The following is a 24,914-nucleotide window of genomic DNA, read 5'->3' as shown; positions in this document are numbered from 1 at the left end:
CCCCCTCCGTGTGTGTCGCGCCGCGCCGGGTCAGCTGTAGCGGCGGCGGAACTTGCGGGCGGAGATCGGGATGACGAGGGCGGTGATGCCGCCCCACCAGGCGACGGCGATCCAGGCGGAGTTGCCGACGGGCTGGTCGAGCAGGAGGGCCCGCACGGTGTCGATGACGGCGGTCACCGGCTGGTGCTCGACGAAGGTCCGCAGTCCGGGCGAGATCGTCTCGGTGGGCGCGAAGAGGTTGCTGGAGTAGGGCGCGAAGGTGAGGATCAGCGCCATGCCGCTGGCGCCGGCGTTGCTCTTGGCGATCTGGCCGAAGAGCACGGAGATCCAGGCGACGGCGAAGGCGAAGAGCAGCAGGATGGCGAGCGCGCCGAGCCACTGGAGGAGTCCGGCCGAGGGCCGGAAGCCGACGACGAAGGCCAGGCCGATCAGCACGGTCAGCGAGATCAGGGCGCGCAGCACCGAGGCGACGACGTGCGCGACGATGACGGAGACGGCGGCGGTGCGCATGGAGCGCAGCCGGTCGACGAAGCCCTCCTGCATGTCCATGAAGACGCCGGTGGTGGTGGAGACGGCGACCAGGGTGACGCCGACGGTGAGCACGCCGGGGACGAGGAAGTCGACGTAGGCACCCGCGCCGACGTCGACGGCGCCGCCGCCGAGCATGTACCGGAAGAGCAGCATCATCGTGGTGGGGATCATCACGGCGGTGATGATCTCGTCGGGCTGGCGCACGATGTGGCTGACGTAGCGCTTGGTGAGCACGAGGGCGTCGCTGAGGACCCAGGCGGCCCGGGAGCGCTTCACCTGGGGGATCACCGCGGACGCGTCGGTCGCCGTGGTCGCTGCTGTGGTCGCTGTGGTCACTTGGATCCCTCTCCTGCCGGTACCTTCGCCGCTTCCCTGGTGGCCGCCGGCTGTTCGGTGAGGGCCAGGAAGACGTCGTCCAGGGTGGGCTTGGCCACCGCGAGCGAGCCGATGTCGACGCCGCTCTGCTCGATGCGGCCGAGCATGCCGATGAGATAGCTGGTGTCGGCGGTGGCGAAGCTCATCGTGAGCCGGTCCGGGTCGCGCAGGGCCTGGGCGGTTCCGACGGCGAGGCAGGCCTTGGCGTAGGCGTCGTGGGTGGCGAAGGTCAGCTCCATGCGCTCGTCGCCGACGCGCTGCTTGAGTTCGGCGGCGGTGCCCTGGGCGATGACGCGGCCCTGGTCGATGACGGCGATCTGGTCGGCGAGCCGGTCGGCCTCCTCCAGGTACTGCGTGGTGAGGAGGATGGTGGTGCCCTCGGCCAGCAGGTCCTGGATGGCCTGCCACATGGCGATGCGGCTGCGCGGGTCGAGGCCGACGGTGGGCTCGTCGAGGAGCAGGATCGAGGGGGCGGCGATGAGGCTGACGGCCAGGTCGAGCCTGCGGCGCATGCCTCCGGAGTAGGACAGGACGGGGCGGTCGGCCGCGTCCGTGAGGTCGAACTGGCGGAGCAGCTCCTCGGCGCGCCGCTCGGCCGCCTTGGTGCCGATGCGCTGGAGCCGGCCCATCATGACCAGGTTCTCGCGGCCGCTGTGGACGTAGTCCAGGGCCATGAACTGGTTGACCACGCCGATCGATCCGCGCACCTGGTCGCTCTGGCGCACGAGGTCGTGGCCGTTGATCGTGACCGTGCCCCCGGAGAGGGGGGTGAGGGTGCTGAGGATCTTGACGACGGTGGTCTTGCCCGCGCCGTTGGGGCCGAGGAGCGCGAGCATCGAGCCCCGCACGACCTTCAGGTCGACGCCCTTGAGCACTTCGGTGTCGCCGAATGACTTTCGGAGACCTGAAATTTCAATCGCAAAACTACCTTCCACGAGGTAGCCCCCTCCAGTCCCGGTTCGGCACGGGGTCGATAGGTCGAGTAGGTCGGATATACGTCGTACACACTTCCGTGTACGCCATAAACAGCAATGTGTATGCTATACACGTGACGTTGGGAGCGTCAATACGAACGGATGCACGCCAGATGTCAAGGGACCGATCGAGCAGTGACCGGCAGCGCCAGGGCCTGGACCTCCTCTGGGGGGACACCGGCCGCCCCGCGCGCGGCCCCCAGCCCGGCCTGAGCGTCGCGAAGATCGTGACGGCGGCGATCGAGATCACCGACGCGGAGGGCCTGGACGCGCTGTCGATGCAACGCGTCGCCGCCCGGCTCGACTTCACCACCATGTCGCTCTACCGGTACGTGCCCGGCAAGGACCAGCTCGTCGAGCTGATGATGGACACCGCCGCCGGATCCCCGCCCGACCTGGCCGGCCTCGACGGCTGGCGGGCCCGGATCGAGTGCTGGGTCCAGGCCCTGTGGGAGTGCTACGCGGCGCACCCGTGGATGCTCCAGGTCAAGGTCACCAGCCCGCCGCTCGGCCCCAACCAGCTCGCCTGGCTGGAGGCCGCGCTGGCCGCGCTCGCCGAGACCGGACTGCCCCATCAGGACCTGCTGCACATCAGCCTCTTCCTGCTCGGCGCGGTCGGCGGCCTGGCCCGGCTCACCTCGCAGACCCAACCGGCCACCGCCGCGCCGGACCAGGCGCCCGCCGGATACGCCGAGACCCTGGCGAGCCTGCTCGACGCCGACCGCTTCCCGACCCTCAGCGGCGTCATCGCCTCGGGCACGCTCAGCCCCGGCGGGACCGGCGACCGGGCCCGCACCGACGCGGGCCGCGAGGTCGCCTTCGGAGTGGAGCGCCTGCTCGACGGCATCGAGGCCTACGTGAGGTCCGGCTCGGGCGACCGGTAGCCGCCGGACGGACGGTGGAGCGCGGTCAGTTCCTCCATCCGGGCCACCGCCTCGGCCGGGCTCGGCGTCCGCGCCAGCTCGTCCCGCACCCCCCGCGCCGCCGCCGCGAACGACGGCTCGGCCAGCAGCCGCGCCACCGCCGACCGCACCCCGTCCGCGGTGAGCCCGGCCGGATCGACGAAGATCCCCGCGCCCCGCTCCTCGATGCTGCGGCCCAGGTCCGCCTCGTCCCACCACGGCGCGGGGATCGTGACGCTCGGCACGCCGTGGGTCAGCACGTTGCCGACGGTGCCGAACCCGCCGTGGTGGATCGCGGCCGCGCAGCTCGGCAGCAGCTCGTTGAGCGGCACGAAGTCCACCGCCCGGACGTTCGCGGGCAGCGAGCCCGTCAGACCCGCGCTGTCGGCGCCGAAGGTCGCCACCAGTTCGATGTCCAGCTCGGCGACGGCCGCGAGGAGATCGCCCGCGGTGACCCCCGCGCCGCCGTCGGTGGCGACCTGGTCGCCGCCGAGCAGATCGCGCGCGGAGAGACCCAGCGAGAGACAGACCCGGGGCCGGTCGACCGGTTCGCGCACCCAGTCGGGGACGGACGTCGGGCCGTTGTACGGGAGGTAGCGCACCGGCACCCTGGGCAGCTCGGACGGCAGCTGCATCCAGCCGGGCGTGGGGTCGATCGTCCACTGGCCGGTCATCAGCTCGGTCGCCGTCGCCGGGTCGTAGTCGAGGCCGTACCGCGCCAGGCGCCCGGTCAGCCAGTCCCCCACCGGATCGTCCCGCTGCTCGGCCGGGCGCTCGGCCAGCAGCCGCCGGTACGTCCCCCACATCCGGCCGTTGTAGTCGAGGCCGAAGAGCATCCGCGCGTGGGCGGCGCCGCAGGCCAGCGCCGCCACCGGCCCCACGTACGTCAGCGCGTCCCACACGACGAGGTCGGGCCGCCAGGAGCGGCAGTGCTCGACCAGGTCGTCCATCATCGACACCCCCGCCATGTGCTCGTACTCCATCGAGCAGGCGATGGTGTAGGTGCCCAGGACGTAGTTCCAGGTCAGCATGGACGCGCGGCCCTCGCTGACCCCGCTGAGCCGCTGCCAGACGACGCCGTTGTCGCCGCCGTCGGCGTCCGCCGGCGACTGGAAGGACTTCCACAGGTGCAGGGGGTCGCCCACCGGGACCGCGGTCAGCCCGGTACGCGTGATCGCCTCGCTGAGGTCGGGCTGGCAGGCGATCCGGACCTCGTGCCCCGCGGCCCGGAAGGCCCAGGCCATCTGCACCAGGTTGTAGAAGTGCGGCTTGGCCGCGAACACCGTGAACAGGACACGCATGGACTCTCCCGGATTCTTCAGGGCCTGTGCAGCGCGGTCAGCTCGACCAGCCGGGGCACGAGTCCGGCGGGGGTGGGGACCTCCGCCAGCGCGCCGCGCATCCTCCTGGCCCCCTCGGCGAACGACGGGTCGTCGAGGAGGCGGACGACACGGTCCCTGATCCCTTCGGGCGTCAGCGGCCCGTCCGCGACCAGGCCCGCGCCACCCGCCGCGATGTGCGTCCCCAGATCCGCCTCGTCCCACCATTGGGCGGGCACCGTCAGATGGGGCACGGCGTGCGCCAGGACGTTGACGACGGTGCCGAAGCCGCCGTGGTGGATGGCGGCCGCGCAGCTGGGCAGCAGCTCGTTGAGGGGGACGAAGTCCACCGCGCGGACGTTCTCCGGGACGGTCCCCACCGTGGCGAGCTGCTCGGCGCTGAGCGTCGCGACCAGCTCGACGTCCAGATCGGCGAGCGCCTCCAGGATGTCGCCGACGGCGATGGTGTCGCCGCCGAAGAGATCACGGCCCGACATGCCCAGCGACAGACAGATCCGCGGCCGGTCCGGTGGCTCCGCGAGCCACTCCGGCACCCCGGTCGGACCGTTGTAGGGGAGCTGGCGCACCGGCACGTACGGCAGGTCGAGCGGCAGCCGCATCCACGGCGGCGTCGGGTCGATCGACCACTGGCCGGTCATCAGCTCGACCGCGTCCGCCTCGTCGAAACCCAGCCCGTGGCGGGCGAGCCTGCCCCGCAGCCAGTCGGCGACCGGGTCCTCCCGCCGCTCGGGGGGCTGCCGGAGGCGCAGTTCGCGGTAGCGCAGGTACATCTGCGACACGTAGTCCATCCCGAACAGCATCCGGGCGTGCGCGGCCCCGGACGCCCGGGCCGCGACGGGGCCCGAGAAGGTCAGCGCGTCCCAGACGACCAGGTCCGGCCGCCAGGAGCGGCACAGCTCGACGAGGTCGTCGAGGACCTGCCGGCCGGCGAAGTACTCGTACTGGAGGGGGCAGGCCACGGTGAAGGCACCGAGCGCCCGCTCCCACGTCAGCGGCTCCGCGGGGTCCTTGACGAGGTCCCCGCTCATGGTCTCGAACATCCGGGAGCTCGGCGCGGCGCCTCCGCCACCACCGCCCGCCCCTCCGCCGCCGCCCATGCCGAGCGCCTCGCCGACGGGCACGGCGGTCAGGCCGGCGCGGGCGACCGCGTCGGCGAGGTCCGGCTGGGTCGCGACGACCACCTCGTGCCCGGCCGCGCGCAGCGCCCACGCCAGCGGCACCAGGTTGAACAGATGCGTCTTCGCCGCGAACACGGTGAACACAACTCGCATGGGACCCTCGGCACTCGTCTTCCGGAACGACTCGGACGGGATCGTACGAACGGTCGCACGACCCGGTAACCCCTATCTCCTACTACCGCCGGCGCCCCTCACTCCTGTCCGTCCGGCCCGAGGGCGGCCCGCACCAGCGCGTCGACGTCCATGCCGGCGTACGGGTCGTCCGCGGCGCCGCCACCGTCCCGCGACGGGGCTTCCTCCGGGGCGAGTTCGGCCAGCAGATGGGCGGCGAGCGCCTCCGAGGTCGGGTAGTCGTACATCATCGTGGCGGGCAGCCTCAGGCCGGTGCCCTCCGCGACCGCGTTGCGCAGCTCGATCGCGGCGAGCGAGTCGAGACCGAGCTCGGTGAAGCCCCGGCGCGGGTCGATGGCGTCCTGGTCGGCGTGGCGCACGGCCGCGACCCTGGCGCGCACCCACTCCACCAGGGAGGCGAGGCGTTCGCCCTCGGGCAGTGCGGCGATCCGCTCCCGCCAGCCGACGCCCCCGCCGTCCGCGCGCCCCGGCACGGCCCTGGGCGCCGGCGGGGCGGGCGTCCGCCGCAGGTGCTCGTCCACCAGGAGCCGCAGCGGCGCCGGTACGCGGGCGTGCGCGGCGGCGACGGCCGCGGGGTCGACGGACAGCAGGACCGGGACGGGCTCGGCCGACGCGGACACCGCGTCGAACAGGGCGAGCCCCTCGTCCGGCGAGAGCGGCGGCAGACCGAGCCGCCGCTGCCGGTCGAACGCCGCCCGGTCCAGCCCCGCACCCATGCCCGCCCCGTCCCACAGGTGCCAGACGAGCGAGGTGGCGGGCAGCCCCAGCGCCCCCCGGTGCCGGGCGAGGGCGTCGAGGAAGGCGTTGGCGGCCGCGTAGTTGCCCTGGCCCGCGTTGTCGAGCAGAGCGGTCGTCGACGAGAAGAGCACGAAGTGCGTCAGGGCGCTGCCCGCCGTCAGCTCGTGCAGCAGCCAGCCGCCGTCGGCCTTGGGCCGCAGCACGGCGTCCAGCCGCCCGGCGGTCAGGTCGGCGACCAGCCCGTCGTCCAGCACCCCCGCCGCGTGGACGACGCCGCGCAGCGGGCGCGCGGCCGGCACGGACGCCAGCACCCCGGCGAGGGCGGCGCGGTCGGAGACGTCACAGGCGGCGACGGTGACCTCCGCACCCGCCTCGGCCAGCTCGGCACACAGCCGGTCCGCGCCGGGCGCCTCCGCGCCCCGGCGGCTCGTCAGCAGCAGGTGCCGCACCCCGTGTGCGGCGACCAGGTGCCGGGCGATCAGCGCACCGAGACCACCGGTACCCCCGGTGACCAGCACCGTCCCTTCGGGATCCCACGCCTGGCCCCCCTCCGCCGCCGGCAGCGGAACCAGCCGGGGGACGAAGGCCCGGCCCTCGCGGACCGCGACCTCGGGCTCCCCCGACGCGGCCGCCGCCGCGAGGAGACGCGTGGACGCGGGCGTCCCGTCGGTGTCGACCAGGACGAAACGCCCCGGGTGCTCGGCCTGGGCGGCCCGCAGCAGCCCCCACGCCGGCGCCTGCACGAGGCCGGACCGGTCCGGCTCCGCGCCGCCGGGTCCGGCGGGTACGGCACCGCTGGTGAGGACGGCGAGGACGCAGTGCGCCGTCCGCTCGTCGGCCAGCCACTCCCGCACCGCCTCCCCCACCTCGCGGACGAGCGCGCGGGCCTGGACGGCCCCGCCCGCGTCCGGCGCCTCCGCGACGACCCGCCCGGCGAGCTCCCCGACCCGCAGCACCGCCAGCCCCGGCACCGGAACCCGCATGCGCAGCACATCGCCGATCGGCGTCAACCCCCCTATGCGGAAGTCGAGTTCCGGCCCCTCGACCCAGTCGATCCGCAGCGGCCCGGCGGCGGTCCGGGCACCGGTCGCGGGCCGCGACACGACGGACTCCACGGTCACCACGGGCCTGCCGGAGGTGTCGGCGGCGAGCAGTTCCACCACGTCGTCACCCGGCAACCGCCGCAGGCGCACGCGGAGTTCGCCGGCGCCCGCCCGGTGCACGGCGACCCCGTTCCAGGCGAACGGCAAAGCGGTCGCGCCCGCCCCCCGCTCCCCCGTGTCGAGCAGGTCGGGGTGGCTCGCCGCGTCCAGCAGCGCGGGGTGGATCAGGTACCCGGCGTCCGCGCGGGCCGCCCGCTCCAGGGACACCTCGGCGTACGTGTCGCCGCCGAGCCGCCACAGCGCGGTCAGTCCCCGGAAGGCGGGCCCGTAGGAGTACCCCCGCTCCACCAGCCGCTCGTACGCCCCGTCGAGCGGCACGGCGACGGCGCCCGACGGGGGCCACTCCGCCAGGTCGTCGCCCGGCTGCGGCGCCTTCTCCAGCAGTGTGCCGGAGGCGTGCCGGGTCCACTCGCCCGCGCTCCCCCGGGGCCGCGAGTGGACGCCGACCCGACGGGCACCGGCGGAGTCCGGCGCCCCCACGACCACCTGGAGCGCGAGCGCGTCGCCCTCCCCCGGTATCACGAGGGGTGCCTGGAGGGTGAGTTCGTCGAGGCAGGCGTACCCCAGCTCCGCTCCGGCCCGCAGCGCGAGATCGACGAACGCCGTGCCGGGCAGGAGCGCGCGCCCCAGCACCACGTGGTCCGCCAGCCAGGGGTGCCCGTCACGGGAGAGCAGCCCGGTCAGCACCGCCCCCGCCCCGTCGGGCAGCACCACGCCGGCGGTGAGCAGCGGATGCCCCGCGTCGGCCTGACCGTGCCGGGCCGCGTCGGCGGGAGCGGCGGAAGCCGCGGGCCGGGCGCTGAGCCAGAAACGCCGCCGCTCGAAGTCGTACGTCGGGAGGTCGACGACACGGGCCCCGGCCGGGGCGTGGTACGCCGCCCAGTCGACGGCCCGGCCGGCGAGGTGCAGTCGGGCGAGCCCGGCGAGCAGTTCGCGCGGCTCGTCGCGGTCGCGGCGGAGGAGGGGTACGAAGGGGGTGTCGGGCGCGGTCGCGGTCAGCGCGGCGTCCGGACCGACCTCGACGAAGTGCCGTACGCCCAGGGCTTCGAGGGAGGCGAGCGCGTCCGCGAACCGTACCGGCTCACGGACCTGGCGCACCCAGTACCCGGGGTCGGTGAACTCCTTCTCGGCCTGCGCACCGCCGACCGTGGAGACCACGGACAACTCGGGGGCACGGAACTCCAGCCGGTCCACCACCTGCCGGAAGTCCTCCAGCATCGGCTCCATCAACGGCGAGTGGAAGGCGTGCGAGACCTTCAGACGGGTCGTCTTACGACCCAGTGCCTCGAAGTGCGCCTGAAGAGCGAGGACTTCGGACTCGACACCGGAGACAACCAGCGCGCGGGGACCGTTCACGGCGGCGACGGCGACACCAGTGGTCAGCCGCACCTCGTCCTCCGACGCCTCGACCGCCACCATCGCACCACCCTCGGGCAGCGCCTCCATCAACCGACCCCGAGCGGAAACGAGCCGGGCCGCGTCCGTCAGCGACAGCACGCCCGCCACATGCGCGGCAGCGATCTCGCCCACCGAATGCCCGGCCACCACATCCGGCCGCACACCCCACGACTCAAGGAGCCGGAACAACGCCACCTCGACCGCGAACAACGCCGGCTGCGCCCAACCCGTCCGGTTCAAAACCTCCGCGTCCTCACCCCACATCACCTCCCGCAGACCATCCGGAAGCTCCGCGAGCACCTCGTCCAACGCCCCCGCGAACACCGGGAACGCCCCGTACAACCCACGACCCATCCCCAACCGCTGCGACCCCTGACCCCCGAACACGAACGCCGTCGGACCGTCCTCGCCGGCGCCGGTGAAGGTGCCGGGTGCGGTGGTGCCTTCCGCCAGGGCCGTGAGGCCGCGCAGGGCCTCGTCCCGGTCGGTGGCCACGACGGCCGCCCGGTGGTCGAGGACGGCGCGGGTGGTCGCGAGGGACAGTCCGAGGTCGGCGAGGTCCGGCGCGGAGTCGCCCGTCAGCAGGTCCTTGAGGCGGCGGGCCTGTGCGGGCAGGTGCCCGGCCGTCCTGGCCGACAGGAGGAGCGGGACGGCCGGGGTCTCCCGCGGGGCGGTCGCGCGGCGGGGAGCCGACTGCTCGGGTGCCTGTTCGAGCACGACGTGGCTGTTGGTGCCGCTGATGCCGAAGGAGGAGACGGCGGCGCGGCGCGGTCGTCCGGTCTCGGGCCAGGCCCGCTCCTCCGTGAGCAGGCGCACCGCGCCCGACTCCCAGTCGACGCGCGGCGAGGGCTCGTCGACGTGGAGGGTCTTCGGGAGGACGCCGTGGTGCAGGGCGAGGACGGTCTTGATGACGCCGCTGACCCCGGCCGCCGCCTGGGCGTGCCCGATGTTGGACTTCACCGAGCCGAGCCAGAGGGGGTCCGGGCCCGTCCGCTCCTGGCCGTAGGTGGCGAGCAGCGCCTGGGCCTCGATCGGGTCGCCGAGGGTCGTGCCGGTGCCGTGGCCCTCGACGTAGTCGACGTCGGCGGCGCCGAGACCGGCGGCGCGCAGGGCGCTTCGGATGACGCGGGTCTGGGAGGGCCCGTTGGGGGCGGTCAGGCCGTTGGAGGCGCCGTCCTGGTTGACGGCGGAGCCGCGGATGACCGCGAGGACCCGGTGGCCGTCGCGTACGGCGTCGGAGAGCCGCTGCACGAGGAGCAGGCCGAGGCCCTCGGACCAGGAGGTGCCGTCCGCCGCTCCGGCGAAGGCCTTGCAGCGGCCGTCGGGGGCGAGGCCGCGCTGGCGGCTGAAGTCGACGAACATGTCGGCGGTCGGCATGACGGTCACGCCGCCGGCGAGCGCCATGGAGACCTCGCCGCGCTGGAGGGCCTGGCAGGCGGTGTGCAGGGCGACCAGGGACGAGGAGCAGGCGGTGTCCACGGTGACGGCCGGACCTTCGAGGCCGAGCGTGTAGGAGACACGGCCGGAGGCGACGCTGGCGGCGCTGCCGTTGCCGAGGTAGGCGGCGAGGTCGTCGGGCACGGCTCCGAGGCGGGTGCCGTAGTCGTGGTACATCACGCCCACGTACACGCCGGTCTGGCTGCCGCGCAGCGAGGTCGGGTCGATCCCGGCGCGTTCGATCGCCTCCCACGAGCCCTGGAGCAGCAGGCGCTGCTGCGGGTCCATGGCGAGGGCCTCGCGCGGCATGATCCCGAAGAACTCGGGGTCGAACTCGGCGGCGTCGCCGAGGAATCCGCCCTGGTCGACGTAGGTCCTGCCGGGGGTGCCGGGGGTCGGGTCGTACAGGGCGTCGAGGTCCCAGCCCCGGTCGTCGGGGAAGCCGCCGATGGCGTCGCGGCCCTCGGTGACCAGCCGCCACAGGTCCTCGGGCGAGCGTACGCCGCCGGGGAAGCGGCAGCTCATGCCGATGATGGCGAGGGGTTCGTCGTGGGCGGGCCGGGGCCGCTCCGCCGGCGGCGGGGCGGCGGTGGCGTCCGCCGATGCCAGGTCGAGCCGGTCGCGCAGGAGCGCGGCGACGGCGCGGGCGGTGGGGTGGTCGAAGACGAGGGTGGCGGGCAGCGGGAGCCCGGTCTCGGCGGCGACGGCGTTGCGCAGTTCGACGGCGGCGAGCGAGTCGAAGCCGAGCTCCTTGAACGGCCGGTCGGGGCCGACGCTCTCGGTCGCCGCGTGCCCGAGCACGGTCTTCACCTGGGTACGCACCAGGTCGAGGAGCGCGCTGTCGCGTTCCGCCGCGCCGAGGGCGACGAGCCGGGAGCGCAGGGTGCGCGCGGCCTCGGGCGCGTCGGCGGTACCGGCGGTGGCGCGGCGCCTGACGGGTCCGCCGGCGAGCCCGGTGAGCAGGGCGGGCAGGGCGGTGCCGCGCGCCCGCAGGGCCTGGCGGTCGACGCGCAGCGGCACGGTGAGAGCGGCGCCGGCGGAGAGCGAGGCGTCGAGGAGGGCGAGGGCGTCGGCCGCTTCGAGCGCGGGCAGTCCCGCGCGCCGCATGCGGTCGAGGTCGGCGGCCGCGAGCGGGCCCCCGAGCCCGGTGTCGACCGCCCACAGCCCGTAGGCGACGGCGGTGGCGGGCAGACCGAGCGCGTCGCGGTGCCGGGCGAGGGCGTCGAGGAAGACGTTGGCGGCCGCGTAGTTGCCCTGTCCCTCCGCGAGGACGAGCCCGCCCGCCGACGAGACGAGCACGAACGCGGTCAGGTCCGCTTCGCGGGTCAGTTCGTGCAGGTGCCAGGCGGCGTCGGCCTTGGGCCGCAGCACGGCGCGGACCCGGGCCGGGGTGAGCGCGTCGACCAGCGCGTTGTCCGCGGTGCCCGCGGCGTGGACGACGCCGCGCAGCGGCCGCTCGGCCGGCACGGAGGCCAGCAGCCCGGCGAGGGCGGCGCGGTCGGAGACGTCGCAGGCGGCGACGGTGACGTGCGCGCCCGCCTCGGCCAGCTCGGCGCGCAGCCGGGCCGCGCCGGGCGCGTCGGGGCCCCGACGGCTCGTCAGCAGCAGGTGGCGTACGCCGTGTTCGGCGACCAGGTGCCGGGCTATCAGCGCGCCCAGGCCCCCGGTGCCGCCCGTGATCAGTACCGTCCCCGCCGGATCCCACGGCGACTCCGCCTCGGTGACGGGCAGCGGGACCAGCCGGGGGACGCTCGACTCGCCTTCCCGGAGGGCCACTTCGGGCTCCAGGGAACGGGCGGCGGTACCGAGAGCGGCTTCGGAGGCCGCCGTCCCGTCGGTGTCGACGAGCACGAAACGGCCGGGGTTCTCGGCCTCGGCGGCACGGACCAGGCCCCAGACCGGTGCCTGCGTCACGTCGACGGCGTCCGACGCCCGGACGGCGACGGCGCCCCGCGTGACGACGACCAGGCGCGCCCCCGCGAACCGGTCGTCGGCCAGCCAGCGCCGTACGGTCTCCAGCGCGTCGAGCGTCAGGGCCGCGGCGGCTTCGGGAACCGGCACGCCGGACGGCGCGGCGGGCACGACGTACCGCAGGAGGTCGGGGACCGGCCCCTCGCCGCCCGGCTCGCCGAAGTCGGCCACGGCCTCGCCCGCTCGGGCGACGCCCGGGACGGCACCAGGGGCGACACCAGGGGCGGTGGCCGGGCCGGAGGCCGGGAGCGGCTGCCAGTCGACGCCGTACAGCGCGCCGCCGTCCGGCCGCGCGGCCCGGGCGAGCTGCCCGGACGAGACGGGCAGCGAGGTCAGCACGTCGACGGTGGCGACCGGCCGACCCGCCCCGTCGGCGATCCACATCGCCGAGCGCTCCTCGCCCCGCAGGCGCCTGATGTGGACGCGCACGGCCGTCGCGCCCGCCGCGTGCAGGGTGACCCCGCTCCAGGAGAACGGCAGCAGCGTGTCCCCCTGCACCTCGCCCGAGGGGTCGACGAGGTCGGCGTGCATCGCCGCGTCGAACAGGGCCGGGTGGAGCCCGAAGCGTGCGGCGTCGGCGTGGTCCGCCGCGTCCAGCGCCACCTCGGCGAAGACGTCGTCGCCCCGGCGCCAGGCGGCCTTGAGCCCCTGGAACGCGGGCCCGTACCCGTACCCCCGGTTCTCCAGGCGCGCGTACACGCCTTCGACCGGTACGGACACGGCCCCGGCGGGCGGCCACTGGGCGAGGTCGGCGGGCGAACCCGCCCCGGCGTCGGTCCCGGGCGCCCGCTGCGGCGTCAGCGTGCCGACGGCGTGCCGCGTCCACGGTCCCGAGCCGCCCTCGGGCCGGGAGTGGACGGAGACGGCACGCGCCCCCGCCGCGTCGCGCGCGCCGACCACGACCTGTACGGCCGCGGCACCGCGCTCGGCCAGGATCAGCGGCGCCTGGAGCGTCAGCTCCTCGACCCGCCCGCAGCCGACCTCGTCACCCGCCCGCAGCGCCAGCTCCACGAGGCCCGTACCGGGCAGCAACAGGTTCCCCAGGACGGCGTGGTCCGCGAGCCACCCCTGGACACGGGGCGCGAGGCGCCCGGTGAGCACGACCCCGTCGGACTCGGGCGACACGACGACCGCCGTCAGCACCGGATGCTCGACGGCGTCGAGCCCCGCGGCCCGGACCCCGTCCGCGGCCGCCGCCGGCTCCGCGTCGAGCCAGTAGCGCTCGTGCTGGAAGGCGTAGGTCGGCAGGTCGACGGCGGTGCCCCCGTGTCCGGCGAACAGGGCGTCCCAGTCGGGCGCCACACCCCGCGCGTGGAGCCGGCCGAGCGCGGCCAGCAGTTCGCGCGGCTCGTCGCGGTCGCGGCGGAGGAGGGGTACGAAGGGGGTGTCGGGCGCGGTCGCGGTCAGCGCCGCACCCGGCCCGACCTCGACGAAGTGGCGGACACCCAGGGCTTCGAGGGCGGTGAGGGCGTCCGCGAAGCGGACCGCCTCGCGGACCTGGCCGACCCAGTACGCGGGATCGGTCAGGCCCTCCTCGGCCGGGATGCCGCTGACCGTGGAGACGAAGGGAACGCGGGGTACGGCGAAGTCCAGGCTCTCCACCGTCCGCCGGAACTCCTCCAGCATCGGTTCCATGAGCGGGGAGTGGAAGGCGTGCGAGACCTTGAGACGGGTCGTCTTACGACCCAGTGTCTCGAAGTGCGCCTGTACAGCGAGGACTTCGGACTCGAAACCGGAGACGACGAGCGCGCGGGGACCGTTCACGGCGGCGACCGAAACCCCGGCGGTGAGCCGGACCTCGTCCTCCGACGCCTCGACCGCCACCATCGCACCACCCTCGGGCAGCGCCTCCATCAACCGACCCCGAGCCGACACAAGCCGAGCCGCATCCGCCAGCGACAACACCCCCGCCACATGCACGGCGGCGATCTCACCCACCGAATGCCCGGCCACCACATCCGGCCGCACACCCCACGACTCCAGAAGCCGGAACAGAGCGACCTCGACCGCGAACAACGCCGGCTGAGCCCAACCCGTCCGGTTCAAAACCTCCGGATCCTCGCCCCACATCACCTCCCGCAGACCATCCGGAAGCTCCGCGAGCACCTCGTCCAACGCCCCCGCGAACACCGGGAACGCCCCGTACAGTCCACGACCCATCCCCAGCCGCTGCGACCCCTGGCCCGAGCACACCAGCGCCACCTTGCCCGGCGTCGCCGCGTCCTCAGGGGCCCCGCCCCCGGCGAGGGCGTCGAGGGCGCGCGCGAGTTCGGCGCGGTCCGCGCCCACCGCGAAGGCCCGGTGCTCCAGGGCGGCGCGCCGGGTGGCGAACGCATGGCCCGCCGACGCCAGTTGGTCGTCCTGGAGGGAGTCGAGGAAGGTTCGGGCGCGCTGCGCCTGGGCGGCCAGGGCGGGCCGCGTGCGGGCGGAGAGCGGCCACACCGTGTACGACGGCGGCGCGGGCGCCGGCTTCGGGGCGGGCTCGACGGTGTCGGGCTGCTCGACGATGACGTGCGCGTTGGTACCGCTGATGCCGAAGGACGAGATCCCCGCCCGGCGCGGGCGGCCCGTCTCGGGCCACGCCCGCGACTCCGCCAGCAGCTCCACCCGCCCCGCGTCCCAGTCCACCCGCGACGACGGCTCGTCCGCGTACAGAGAAGCGGGCAGCACACCCCTCCGCATCGCCTCCACCATCTTGATCACACCGGCGACACCCGCCGCCGCCTGCGTGTGCCCCAGGTTCGACTTCACCGAACCCAGCCACAACGGATCGCCGTCCCCCCGACCCTGCCCGTACGTCGCCAACAACGCCTGCGCCTCGATCGGATCACCCAACGTCGTCCCCGTACCATGCGCCTCCACCACGTCCACCTCGGCGGCCGAGACGCCGGAGACGCGCAGGGCCTGCCGGATGACCCGCTGCTGGGCAGGGCCGTTCGGGGCCGTCAGACCGTTCGACGCACCGTCCTGGTTCACCGCCGAACCCCGCACCACCGCGAGGACACGATGACCGTTCCGCCGGGCGTCCGACAGACGCTCCAGGACCAGCAGGCCGGCCCCCTCGGCCCAGCCGGTGCCGTCCGCCGAGTCGGCGAAGGACTTGCAGCGGCCGTCGGGGGCGAGGCCGCGCTGCCGGTTCATGTCGACGAAGGTGTCGGGGGTGGCCATGACCGTGACGCCGCCCGCGAGCGCCAGCGTGCACTCGCCCTGCCGCAGCGCCTGCGCCGCCCAGTGCAGGGCGACCAGCGAGGACGAGCAGGCGGTGTCCACGGTCACGGCCGGGCCCTCGAGGCCGAGGGCGTAGGCGACACGGCCGGTGACGACGCTCGCGAGGCTGCCGTTGCCGAGGTATCCGGCGGCCTCCTCGGGCACCTGGGTGCCGAGACGCGTGGCCCAGTCGTGGTACATGACTCCGGCGAAGACCCCGGTGCGCGAGCCGTGCAGGGAGGTGGGGTCGATCCCGGCGCGCTCGACGGCTTCCCAGGCGACCTCCAGGAGCAGCCGCTGCTGGGGGTCCATGGCCTGGGCCTCGCGCGGGCTGATGCCGAAGAACCCGGGGTCGAAGTCGGCCGCGTCGTAGAGGAACCCGCCCTCGCGGGTGGCGCTCTTGCCGGGCGTGCCGGGCTCGGGGTCGTACAGCTCCTCGACGTCCCAGCCCCGGTCGTCGGGGAAGGCCGCGACCGCGTCGCGGCCTTCGGCGACGAGGTGCCAGAGGTCCTCGGGCGAGGTGACGCCGCCCGGGTAGCGGCAGCTCATGCCGACGATCACGATCGGGTCGTCGGTGGTGGCGGTGCCGGGTGCGGGCGCGGGCTCGGCCGGAGTCGCGTCGGCGGCCGGGGCCCGGGTGTCCAGGGTGTCGGCGATGTGCCGGGCCAGGGCGGTGGGCGTCGGGTGGTCGAAGACGAGGGTGGCGGTGAACCGCAGGCCCGTCGCGGAGTTGAGGCGGTTGCGGAGTTCGACGGCGGCGAGCGAGTCGAAGCCGATCTCGCTGAAGGCGCGCCCCGCCTCGACGGCCTCGGCGTCGCTGTGTCCGAGGACGTCCGCGACCTGGCCGCGTACGAGGTCGAGGAGGGCGGTGAGGCGGTCGGCGGGTTCGAGCGCGGCCAGGCGGGAGGCCAGGGGGACCCGGCCCCGGGCCGTGTCCGTGCCGGCGGGCTCGACGGGTGCGCCGTCCGGTCGCCCGGCGGTACGGCGGGGGCCGGCCGGTACCAGACTCCGGAGCACGGCGGGCGCGTCCGCGCCCCTGGCCCGCAGGGCGGCGGGGTCGACGCGCACGGGGACCGCCGTGGTGAGTCCGGCGCGTACGGCGGCGTCGAGCCGTGCCAGGTTCTCGGCGGGGTCGAGGGGGTCCAGGCCGAGGCGGGCGATGCGGGTGAGCGCGCTCGCGTCGAGCTGGGCGCCCATGCCGGTGCCGCCGGTCCACAGGCCCCAGGCGAGCGAGGTGGCGGGCAGGCCCGCGGCGGCGCGGTGGGCGGCCAGGGCGTCCAGGAAGACGTTGGCGGCGGCGTAGTTGGACTGTCCGGCGCCGTCGAGGAAGCCGGCGGTGGAGGAGAACAGGACGAAGGCCGTGAGGTCGGCGCCGCGCGTCAGCTCGTGGAGGTGCCAGGCGCCGTCCGCCTTGGGACGCAGGACGGTGTCGAGGCGCTCGGGGGTCTGCGCGGTGACCAGGCCGTCGTCGATGACGCCGGCCGCGTGCACGACGCCGCGCAGCGGGTGTGCGGCGGGGACGGCGGCGAGCAGGGCCGCCAGGGCGGCGCGGTCGGAGACGTCGCAGGCCGCGACGGTGACGTGGGCGCCCGCGGCGGCGAGTTCCGTACGGAGTCCGGCGGCGCCCGGAGTGTCGGCGCCGCGCCTGCCGGCGAGCAGCAGATGACGCACGCCGTGCTCGGCGACGAGGTGGCGGGCGACGAGCGCGCCGAGGCCGCTGGTGCCCCCGGTGACCAGGACGGTGCCTTCGGCGTCCCAGGGGGTGACGGGTGCGGCGCCGTCGGCCGGGGTGCCCGCTTCGGTGGCGGGGGCGAGGCGGGGCACGAGCAGGGTGCCGTCGCGCAGGGCGAGTTCGGGCTCGCCCGCGGCGTGGGCGAGGGCGGCGGCGCGCAGCAGCTCCTCGGGCACCGCGGCGGGTTCCGCGTCCGTGTCGATGCCGGTGCCGGTGCCGACGCCGGTGCCGGGGTCCACGTCCATGCCGATGTCGGTGTCGGTGTCGACGAGGACGAAGCGGCCCGGGTGTTCGGCCTGGGCCGCGCGGACGAGGCCCCAGACGGGGGCGGTCGCGAGGTCGGGGCGCTCGTGCGGGCCCGTCGCGACGGCGCCCTGGGTGACGATCAGGAGGGTGGAGTCGGTGGCCGACGCGGCCCAGTCCCGGACCAGCTCCAGTGCGCGGGCGGTGTGACGGCGCACCAGGGCCGGTAGGTCCGCTCCCTCTTCCCCCGCCGACGGGAACGCCTCCCCCGCCGGCGGGAAGACTGCCAGGGTCACGGCGGGTGCCGTGGACCCGCCGCCGTGCGGGACGGTGCCCGGCGGGACCCACGCGACGTGCAGCAGCCCCTGCGCCGCCGTGCGCGCGGGGTCGGCGAGGCGGGGGTCCCGCGGGTCCAGCCGGCGCAGGACCAGGGAGTCGACATGGGCGACCGGCGCGCCGGTGCCGTCCGTGATCGAGAGGGTGACCGCGTCGGGTCCGTTCGCCGTGACGCGGACGCGGACGGTCGTGGCCCCGGAGGCGTACAGGCTCACTCCGGTCCAGGCGAAGGGGAGCCAGACGCCGGAGGCCAGCTCCTCGCGGACGTGGTCGACCGGGTGCAGCGCGGCGTCGAAGAGCGCCGGGTGGAGTCCGAAGGCGGCGGCGTCGGGGGCTGCCGTCTCGTCGAGCGCGACCTCGGCGAAGACCTCTCCGTCCCGCCGCCACACGGCGCGCAGCCCCTGGAAGAGGGGGCCGTAGGCGTAGCCGGCGCGCAGGGCGTCCGCGTAGAAGGAGGAGTGGTCGACGCGGGTCGCCCCGCTGGGCGGCCACTGCGCGTCCGCTCCCTCGGCCCGCGGTGCTCCGGCGGCGGTCCTGGCCAGGAGGCCCGTGGCGTGCCGGGTCCACTCGGTGCCGGGCAGGGCGTCGGCGGGGCGGGAGAGGACGTCGATGGTGCGGGTTCCGTGCGCGCTCTCGGGGCCGACGGCGACCTGGAGTTCCACGGCCGCCTCGGCGGGCAGCGTCAGCGGGGCGTGCAGGGTCAGCTCCTCGACGTGGCCGCAGCCGGTGCGGTGGCCCGCGTGGAGGGCGAGGTCGACGAGGGCGGTGCCGGGCAGCATCGGCGTCCCGGCGATGACGTGGTCGGCGAGCCAGGCGTGGGTGCGGAGCGACAGCCGCCCGCCGAAGACCGCGCCGTCGCCCTGGGCGAGGCGCGTCTCGGAGGCGAGCAGCGGGTGCGCGGCGGCGCCGGGGCCGCCCGAGGGGCGGACCGGGCGGGCGTCCAGCCAGAAGCGGCGGCGCTGGAAGGCGTACGTGGGCAGGTCGACGCGGCGGGCGCCGGTGCCGGCGAAGTGGGCGCCCCAGTCGACGCCGTGGCCCCGGACGGCCAGCCGTGCGACGGCGTCGAGCGTCTGGCGGGGTTCGTCGCGGTCGCGGCGCAGCGCGGAGAGGAAGACGAGGTCGTCGCCGCCTCCGGCACCGCCGCCTTCGCCCTGGCCGCCGCCGTCCTCGTGTTCCCGTTCGGTGAGCGCGGTCTGCGCCATCGCCGACAGGACGGCGTCGGGGCCGAGTTCGAGGAAGTCGGTGATGCCGGCGGAGCGCAGGAAGTCCAGGCCGTCGGCGAAGCGCACGGCCGCGCGGACGTGCGCGACCCAGTAGTCGGGCGAGCACAGCTGCTCGTCGGTGGCGGCGCGTCCGGTGACGTTGGAGACCACGGGGAGGACGGGCGGGCGGTAGTCCACGATCGAGGCGAAGCGGCCGAACTCCTCCAGCATCGGTTCGACCAGCGGTGAGTGGAAGGCGTGGCCGACGCGCAGCCGCCTGGTCCTCGCGCCCTGCCGGGCGAGGGCTTCGGCGGCGGCGAGGACCGCGTCCTCGGCGCCGGACAGGACCAGGGAGCGGGGTCCGTTGACGGCGGCGACGCCGAGCCGGTCCTCCTGGCCGGCGAGGAGCGGCAGCACCTGCTCCTCGGTGGCGTCGACGGCGACCATGGCGCCGCCCGCCGGGAGTTCCTGCATGAGCCTGCCCCGGGCGGCGACGAGCAGCGCGGCGTCCTCGACGGTGAGGACCCCGGCGACGTGGGCGGCGGTGAGTTCGCCCAGGGAGTGGCCGGCGAGGTAGTCGGGGCGCAGACCCCAGGAGGTGACGAGCCGGTGGAGCGCGGTCTCCACGGCGAACAGCGCGCACTGCGCGTACAGCGTCCCGTCGAGGAGCGCCGCCCCGGGCGAGCCGGGGGCGGCGAACAGCACGTCGCGCAGCGGCACGTCGAGCTGGAGGTCGAGGTGGCCGGTCACCTCGTCGAGCGCGTCGGCGAAGACGGGGTACGCGTCGTACAGGCCGCGCCCCATGGCGAGTCGCTGGCTGCCCTGGCCGGTGAAGAGGAAGGCGAGGCGGCCGGCGGCGGGCGCGCCGGTGACGAGTCCGGGCGCGGCTCCGCCGGGTCCCGTCGCCAGGGCACGCAGCGCTCCGGTGAGGGCGGCGCGGTCGTCGGCGAGGACGACGGCGCGGTGGCGGAGGGCGGCGCGGGTGCGGGCCAGGGAGTGGCCGAGGTCGGTGAGGCGGGCGCCGGGGACGCGCTCCAGGTGGTCGGCGAGGCGGTCGGCCTGGGCGCGCAGGGCTGCGGGCGTGGCACCGGACACGGCGAAGGGCAGGGGCGGCCGTCCGGCGGCGCGCTCCGAGGGGACCGGTTCCGGCCCCGTGGCGTCCCGCCCCGGTCCCGTCGCCTCCCGCTCGGTCCCCGCCACCACCGGTTCCGGCCCCACCGGCTGTCCCGGCTCCTCACCCGACCCGGTCGTCTCCAGTCCTGGCCCGGTCGTCTCCAGTCCCGGCCCGGTCGCCTCCCGACCCGACCCGGTCGTCTCCCCGCCCGGCCCGGTCGCCTCCCGCTCCGGCTGTTCCGCGGCCTCCCGGGGCTCCTCGATGATCACGTGCGCGTTGGTGCCGCTGATGCCGAAGGCCGAGATCCCGGCGCGCCGGGGGCGGTCGGCGGACTCCCAGGGACGGGCGCGGGTGAGGAGTTCGACGTCGCCCGCCGCCCAGTCGATGTGGCGGGACGGCTCGTCGGCGTGGAGGGTCTTCGGCAGCGTGCGGTGGCGCAGCGCCATGACCATCTTGATCACTCCGGCGACACCGGCGGCCGCCTGGGTGTGCCCGAGGTTGGTCTTGACGGAGCCGAGCCACAGCGGCCGTCCGGGCTGCCGCTCGCGGCCGTAGGTGGCGAGGACGGCCTGGGCCTCGATGGGGTCGCCGAGCCGGGTGCCGGTGCCGTGCGCCTCCAGGGCGTCCACGTCGGCGGCGGTGAGTCCGGCCTCGGCGAGGGTGCGGCGGATCAGCCGTCGCTGGGCCTGTCCGTTGGGTGCGGTCAGGCCGTTGCTGGCGCCGTCCTGGTTGACTCCGGTGCCGCGCACCACGGCGAGGACGGGGTGCCCGGCGGCGCGCGCGGCGGAGAGGCGCTCCAGGACGAGCAGTCCGACGCCTTCGGAGAAGGCGGTGCCGTCGGCGGCGTCGGCGAAGGCCTTGATCCGGCCGTCGGGGGCGAGGCCGCGCTGGCGGCTGAAGGTGGTGAAGGTGCTCGGGCTGCCCATGACGGCGACGCCGCCGGCGAGCGCGAGCGTGCACTCGCCGCGCCGCAGCGACTGGGCGGCGAGGTGGAGGGCGACTAGCGAGCCCGAGCAGGCCGTGTCGACGGTGAGGGCGGGGCCCTCGACGCCGAGGGCGTAGGCGACGCGGCCGGAGGCGACGCTGAGCGCGCTGCCGTTGCTGACGTAGCCGTCGAGCCCGTCGGGCGCCTCGTGGGCGCGGGGGCCGTACTCCTGGACCTCGGCCCCGACGAACACGCCGGCGCGGCTCGCCCGCAGGGACGTGGGGTCGATGCCGGCCCGCTCCAGCGCCTCCCAGGCGGTCTCCAGGAGGAGCCGCTGCTGCGGGTCCATGGAGAGCGCCTCGCGGGGGCTGATGCCGAAGAAGCCGGCGTCGAAGTCGGCGGCGTCGGCGAGGAAGCCGCCCTTGGTGACGTAGCTGGTGCGGGGCGTGTCGGGGTCGGCGGCGTACAGCTCCTCGACGTCCCAGCCCCGGTCGCCGGGGAAGTCGCCGAGGACGTCGCGGCCTTCGGCGACCAGCCGCCAGAGGGCCTCGGGGGAGTCGATCCCGGAGGGGAAGCGGCAGCCCATGCCGACGATGACGACGGGGTCGGCGGCGTCCGCGGCCGCGGCGTCGACGGCGTCGACCGTCCCGGCCTGGGCGGGCGGCGCGGCCGGCGTCTCGCGGCCCTCGGTCAGTTCGGCGTGGAGGAAGCGGGCGAGGGCGGCGGGGTCGGGGTGGTCGAAGCCGACCGTGGGCGGCAGGGCGAGGCCGGTGGCGTCGTTGAGCAGCCGCTGGAGGGTGACCAGGCCGAGGGAGTCCAGGCCCAGTTCCTGGAAGGTGCGGCCGGGGTCCACGGTGGCCGCGCTCTCGCCGCGTACGGTCCGCAGGACTTCGGCGGTCCGGGCGCACACCAGGTCGACGAGGAGACGCGTCCGTTCCTGGGCGGGCAGCCGGTCCAGCCGGTCGAGGCCGTCGAAAGCGCCGCCGGTGGGACCGTCCGGGACACCGTCGATGGGGCCGTTTCCTGACTCGCTCATCCGTACGCTCCACCCGCCGCCTTCGGCCCGGGCGGTCCGGCGCGAGCGCCTTCGGCCCGGGGGGAACCACACACCGTCTTCGCGACCCTAGGTCGGCGACGGGGCGGGTCCACCCCCAGCTCACCCCTATCGGCCCCGGTCTTCGGGCCGGAGCGCCGGCTTCCCGGGGAACCGGGCCCGCGCGCGCCGGCCCGGCGGCTAGGGTGCGCGGCATGGCACACGGAACCTCCGGAGCTCAGCGGCCCACGCCCTGGCGGGGCGTCAACTACAACACCGGCACCGACTACGCGGGGCACGGGACGGCGCCCGTCCCGTGGCCGGCCGACGTGGTGCGGGCGCACATGGCGGCGATCAGGGACGAGCTGCACTGCACGTCGGTCTCGCTGTACGGCACGGACGTCGCGGGGCTCGCCGACTGCGCGCGGGCGGCGGCGGAGGCGGGGCTGCACGTGTGGCTCCAGCCCCGGCTGATCGAGGGGTCGGCCGAGGCGACGCTGGCGCACCTGGCCGAGGCGGCCGGGGCCGCCGAGGAGCTCCGGGGGCGGTACGGCGCCGTCGACCTGAGCGTGGGCTGCGAGCTGACGGTCTTCGGTTCGGGCATCATGCCGGGCGGCTCGCACGCGGAGCGGTCGGCGCTGCTGGCGGAGCCCGGGACGTGGGGCGGACTCCCGGCGTACAGCGCGGCGTTGAACGAGCTCCTCGGCCGGGCGCTGGAGGTGGCGAGGGCGCGGTTCGGCGGCCGGCTGACGTACGCGGCGGGGCTGTGGGAGGACGTGGCCTGGGACGGTTTCGACTTCGTGGGGGTCAACTACTACCGGACGGCGTTCAACGCCGACGGGTACGCGGAGGGGCTGCGGCGCTATTTCGCGGCGGGCAAGCCGGTGCTGGTCACCGAGTTCGGCTGCTGCACGTTCACGGGCGCGGCCGAGATGGGACCGGGCGGCTACGCGGTGATCGACTGGTCGGCGGTTCCGCCGAGGCTGAGGGGCGACTTCACGCGGGACGAGCCGGAGCAGGCCCGGGCGCTCGCCGGGCAGCTGGACGTGTTCGACGCGGCGGGTGTGGCGGGGGCGTACGTCTTCGAGTTCGTGGCGCCGAAGCCGTACTCGGAGGATCCTCGGTTCGACCTGGACATGGGGAGTTTCGGCCTGGTGAAGGTGGTCGACGGCGGATGGCTGCCCAAGGAGTCGTTCCGGGAGCTGGCGCGGCGGTTCACAGCGCGGTGAGGAAGTCGGCCACGACCCGCTGGAAGCGGTCGGGCTCCTCCAGGTGCGGCATGTGGCTGGAGTGCTCGAAGAGTTCCCAGCGGGAGTCGGGGATCAGCTCCTGGTAGGGGCGTACCGCCGCCTCGGTCGCCTCGTCGTGGCGGCCCGAGAGGATCAGGGTGGGGGCCGTGACGGAGCCGAGGCACGGCTCGACGGTCCAGTCGCGCAGGGTGCCGGTGACGTGGAACTCGCTGGGGCCGTTCATGGTGGCGTAGACGGTCGGGTCGTCGTGGACCTCGTAGAGGGAGGCGGTGTACGCGCGCGGCCAAGGCGTCACGCGGCACACGTGCCGCTCGTAGAAGACGGCGACCGCCTCCCGGTACTCGGCGCTCGTGGTGGTGCCGGCGGCCTCGTGGCGGCGGAGGGTGGCGTCGACGCCGGGCGGCAGCGCGTCGCGCAGCGCCTTCGTCTCGCGGCGCCACAGCGGGTAGGAGGCCGGTGAGTTGGCGACGACGAGGCCGCGCAGCCCGGCGGGGCGTTCGGCGGCGTGCCGGGCGGCGAGCATGCCGCCCCAGGAGTGTCCGAAGAGGACGTAGCCGTCGACGATGCCCAAGTGCCCGATGAGGTTGTCGAGTTCGTCGAGGAAGAGCTGGACGGTCCAGAAGCCCGGGTCCTGGTCGGGCAGCCGGGTGGAGCCGCCGTTGCCGAGCTGGTCGTAGTGGACGACGGGGTGGCCGGTGCGGGCGGCGAGCGCGGCGAGCGGCAGCAGGTAGTCGTGGGGGCTGCCGGGGCCGCCGTGGACGACGACGAGCGGGGGCCGGCCGCCGGAGAGGTCGCCGGTGACGCGGTACCAGGTCTCGTACGGCCCGTAGGGCACCGTGCCCTTGGCGTCGGCGGCCACGTCCTCGTCCACCACCGCGACGGGCTCCACGTTCCGGGCCGCCGTCGCGACGGGCTCCACGTCCTGGGCCACCGTCGCGACGGGCTCCACGCCCTCGGCCGCCGCGTCCTCGGGCTTCACGGGTGTCACGGACATGCCCCTTCGCTCCTCACCGCACGGTCTTCGCCATGACGTTAGGAGGCTAGGGGGCGTGCCCACACCCCCTATCGCCCCTGGGACCCGCCCGGCGACCGCGTCAAGACCGCCTGAAGGAATTGTCCAAATAATTTGCAGACGGAAATCGAAGGGGACGCTAGGGGTTCTCCGACCTTCCGCCGAAACTACTCTCGATCATGGTCGGCCCGGTCCTCACGAGGGAGTCGGGCCCGGTCGCACGCCATGAAAGTCACCCACGAAAAGGGGAAACCCATGCGCTCCCATATCGTCTTCCGCGCGGTCGCCGGCGCGTTATGCGCCGCCGCCCTGACCGTGTCCGCCGCAGCCACGTCCTCGGCGGCCGTGAGCCCGTCGCTGTCCGTCACCCCGGCGGCGAACCTCGCCGACGGCGCCGACATCACCGTCTCGGTCTCCGGCTTCGGCGCGGGTGAGCAGGTGTACGCGTCGCAGTGCGCCGAGACCTCCGCCGGGGTCGTCTGCAACCTGCCCGACACCCTGGTCCTGGTCCCGGACGCGTCCGGGAACGCCTCGGGGCAGACGTGGGCGCGCAAGACCTTCACGGGCTCCTCGCCGACGGGCGAGACGGTCACCGTCGACTGCGCCACCGTGCCGAACGGCTGTTTCTTCGGTGCCGGCACGCAGACCGGTCCGGGCGCCACGCCCGTCCCGCTCTCCTTCGTGTGACCGTTCGTGGCCCGGGTCCGCGCGTGCGCGGACC

Annotated in this window: 8 protein-coding genes and 1 pseudogene; 3 read left to right on the top strand and 6 right to left on the bottom strand. The window is 75.2% G+C overall.

From position 1 onward, the window contains the following. Positions 1–30 precede the first annotated feature (30 nt). Both ACFQ8C_RS29710 and ACFQ8C_RS29705 read right to left on the bottom strand, forming a co-directional pair. Positions 31–867 carry an ABC transporter permease gene (locus ACFQ8C_RS29710; protein ID WP_383463227.1) on the bottom strand — a complete coding sequence of 279 codons (837 nt, stop codon included), beginning with the start codon at positions 865–867 and terminating at the stop codon, positions 31–33. After that, positions 864–1,841, bottom strand: coding sequence for an ATP-binding cassette domain-containing protein (locus tag ACFQ8C_RS29705; RefSeq protein ID WP_383463223.1), 978 nt, complete (start codon positions 1,839–1,841; stop codon positions 864–866). The genes ACFQ8C_RS29710 and ACFQ8C_RS29705 overlap by 4 nt, the downstream gene beginning before the upstream one ends. A 152-nt stretch (positions 1,842–1,993) precedes the next feature. Between ACFQ8C_RS29705 and ACFQ8C_RS29700 the strand changes: the two genes are divergently transcribed. Then, positions 1,994–2,764 (top strand): TetR/AcrR family transcriptional regulator, encoded by a 771-nt coding sequence (locus ACFQ8C_RS29700; protein ID WP_383463220.1) that lies wholly within the window; start codon positions 1,994–1,996, stop codon positions 2,762–2,764. Here ACFQ8C_RS29700 and ACFQ8C_RS29695 read toward each other — a convergent pair. From ACFQ8C_RS29695 to ACFQ8C_RS29685, 3 genes and pseudogenes are all read right to left on the bottom strand, one after another. After that, entirely contained in the window at positions 2,734–4,083 is a 1,350-nt protein-coding gene (locus ACFQ8C_RS29695; protein ID WP_383463217.1) for an activator-dependent family glycosyltransferase, read from the bottom strand. The genes ACFQ8C_RS29700 and ACFQ8C_RS29695 overlap by 31 nt on opposite strands. A gap of 17 nt (positions 4,084–4,100) precedes the next feature. Then, entirely contained in the window at positions 4,101–5,393 is a 1,293-nt protein-coding gene (locus ACFQ8C_RS29690; RefSeq protein ID WP_383463214.1) for an activator-dependent family glycosyltransferase, read from the bottom strand. A gap of 98 nt (positions 5,394–5,491) precedes the next feature. Further along, positions 5,492–21,862, bottom strand: a pseudogene (locus tag ACFQ8C_RS29685) (SDR family NAD(P)-dependent oxidoreductase); the annotation flags it as partial. A gap of 284 nt (positions 21,863–22,146) precedes the next feature. Here ACFQ8C_RS29685 and ACFQ8C_RS29680 point away from each other — a divergent pair. After that, on the top strand, positions 22,147–23,160 hold the full coding sequence (locus tag ACFQ8C_RS29680) for an abortive infection protein (RefSeq protein ID WP_383463210.1): 1,014 nt from the start codon (positions 22,147–22,149) through the stop codon (positions 23,158–23,160). Here the strand turns inward: ACFQ8C_RS29680 and ACFQ8C_RS29675 are convergent. Then, entirely contained in the window at positions 23,147–24,175 is a 1,029-nt protein-coding gene (locus ACFQ8C_RS29675) for a proline iminopeptidase-family hydrolase (protein WP_383463208.1), read from the bottom strand. The genes ACFQ8C_RS29680 and ACFQ8C_RS29675 overlap by 14 nt on opposite strands. 273 nt (positions 24,176–24,448) lie before the next feature. Here ACFQ8C_RS29675 and ACFQ8C_RS29670 point away from each other — a divergent pair, with 273 nt between their 5' ends. Then, a complete protein-coding gene (locus ACFQ8C_RS29670; RefSeq protein WP_383463206.1) occupies positions 24,449–24,880 on the top strand; it encodes an enediyne antibiotic chromoprotein in 432 nt (143 codons plus the stop codon). Positions 24,881–24,914 lie beyond the last annotated feature (34 nt).

It is taken from the genome of Streptomyces sp. NPDC056503, from assembly GCF_042794995.1.
In the GTDB taxonomy this organism is placed as follows: Bacteria; Actinomycetota; Actinomycetes; order Streptomycetales; family Streptomycetaceae; genus Streptomyces.
The sequence above is the reverse complement of the archived record's forward strand: the minus strand, read 5'-3'. Positions and strand labels throughout refer to the sequence as shown.

Excerpts from the sequence above, each read along its gene's own strand:
- ACFQ8C_RS29690 (WP_383463214.1), bottom strand. The coding sequence starts at position 5,393 with ATGCGAGTTGTGTTCACCGTGTTCGCGGCGAAGACGCATCTGTTCAAC.
- ACFQ8C_RS29700 (WP_383463220.1), top strand. The coding sequence starts at position 1,994 with ATGTCAAGGGACCGATCGAGCAGTGACCGGCAGCGCCAGGGCCTGGAC.
- ACFQ8C_RS29670 (WP_383463206.1), top strand. The coding sequence starts at position 24,449 with ATGCGCTCCCATATCGTCTTCCGCGCGGTCGCCGGCGCGTTATGCGCC.
- ACFQ8C_RS29675 (WP_383463208.1), bottom strand. The coding sequence starts at position 24,175 with ATGTCCGTGACACCCGTGAAGCCCGAGGACGCGGCGGCCGAGGGCGTG.
- ACFQ8C_RS29695 (WP_383463217.1), bottom strand. The coding sequence starts at position 4,083 with ATGCGTGTCCTGTTCACGGTGTTCGCGGCCAAGCCGCACTTCTACAAC.
- ACFQ8C_RS29680 (WP_383463210.1), top strand. The coding sequence starts at position 22,147 with ATGGCACACGGAACCTCCGGAGCTCAGCGGCCCACGCCCTGGCGGGGC.